This is a genomic window from Microcystis sp. LE19-195.1E, assembly GCF_027532095.1.
GTDB classification, from domain to species: Bacteria; Cyanobacteriota; Cyanobacteriia; order Cyanobacteriales; family Microcystaceae; genus Microcystis; species Microcystis aeruginosa.
On sequence record NZ_JAPZSZ010000241.1, the window covers coordinates 1 to 1,179 of the forward strand.

At 43.5% G+C, this 1,179-nt stretch carries 3 protein-coding genes; all 3 read left to right on the forward strand.

Features of this window, described 5'->3' with window-relative positions; all coding sequences use genetic code 11:
• The coding region (locus O9300_RS13430) for an IS30 family transposase (protein WP_287972128.1) at window positions 1-258 on the forward strand (258 nt) is incomplete at its 5' end.
• A 159-nt stretch (window positions 259-417) separates the two neighbouring features.
• Entirely contained in the window at window positions 418-1,005 is a 588-nt protein-coding gene (locus O9300_RS13435; protein WP_287972129.1) for a hypothetical protein, read from the forward strand.
• Between the two features lie 33 nt (window positions 1,006-1,038).
• Window positions 1,039-1,179, forward strand: a 141-nt coding sequence (locus O9300_RS13440) for a helix-turn-helix domain-containing protein (protein ID WP_287638272.1), incomplete at its 3' end; no start/stop codon positions are given.

A 1,179-nucleotide genomic window follows, 5' to 3' on the forward strand; every position in this document is an offset into this window, starting at 1 on the left:
GAGTTGAGTCAGAAATTGGGAGCAGATTTTTATTTTGCTACTCCTTATCATTCTTGGGAGAGGGGATTAAACGAGCCTACTAATGGACTATTAAGACAATTTTTTCCCAAGGGAACGAATTTTAAAATTGTTAAGCCAGAGCAGGTGGAAATAGCCGTAAACTTGATTAACAATCGTCCTCGAAAATGTCTTGACTATCGTACCCCGAATGAGGTATTCTATAAAGGTAGATCAGACAGTGATGCAATTCAGACTTGAATTAGCCCATAGAGAACTTTATCTTCTTTTGTTTTCAAAATGAGAATTGCTGGTGATCTGCCTATGGATAAAGAAACAATCTCCTAGCTACCCAGAGGATGCTTTGCAATTGAGTTTCAGTCCTTCACTGTAGGGGCATCCTGCCCCTATTTTCCCAACATGAACACCACCATCATTCAAGATCGAATTCAGGAAGACTGGCCGGTTAAACCCGGTCACTGTCTCAACCCCTTTGAACCCTTGTTCGGTTCTGACATTCCAGAAAGTGAGCTAGGCCGGTCGCTCTACGATATGGCCATCAGCATCGAGGAGGCTTACGGACTGGGCGAGCTACTAGATGAGTTACCCGATCTAGTATTGGGAATCAAGAGAAATCTAACCTCTTGGTATGAAATCGGCTTAATTTCTTGGAAAATTAAGCTATGCAAGGCATGGCGCAAACGTTACGCCTCTTTCAAGCAGTTTTGTGAGAATGCGATTGGCAAGACTTCCAGTGCTGTCAACAATTGGATACGGGCCGCCCGGGTAATGAGTCAGTTAATTTCTGCCGGATGCGATCGGTTGCCTATGAATGCTTCGATCGCATTAGAGCTATCTAAATTCGGTGAGAATGACCTTTTAGAGGCATGGCGTGATATTTGCGACACTTACGCTGACCACGAGCTAACCCTAGATAAGGTCAAGGCTCATCGAAAATTTGGGTCTGAAACCCCGTCGTTCTATGACGGCTTTACTGTTAAATATTAGCACATTTACGAAATATATGCTAAAATGTGAGACATGGAAAAAGCCTATTCGTTTCGATTTTACCCCACACCCGAACAAGAGTCGCTATTGCGGCGCACTTTGGGCTGTGTAAGATTAGTTTACAACAAAGCTCTCCACGAACGAACACAAGCTTGGTACGAAAAGCAAGAAAGA

Coding starts and splice junctions, on each gene's coding strand:
- O9300_RS13435 (WP_287972129.1), top strand. CDS start 418: ATGAACACCACCATCATTCAAGATCGAATTCAGGAAGACTGGCCGGTT.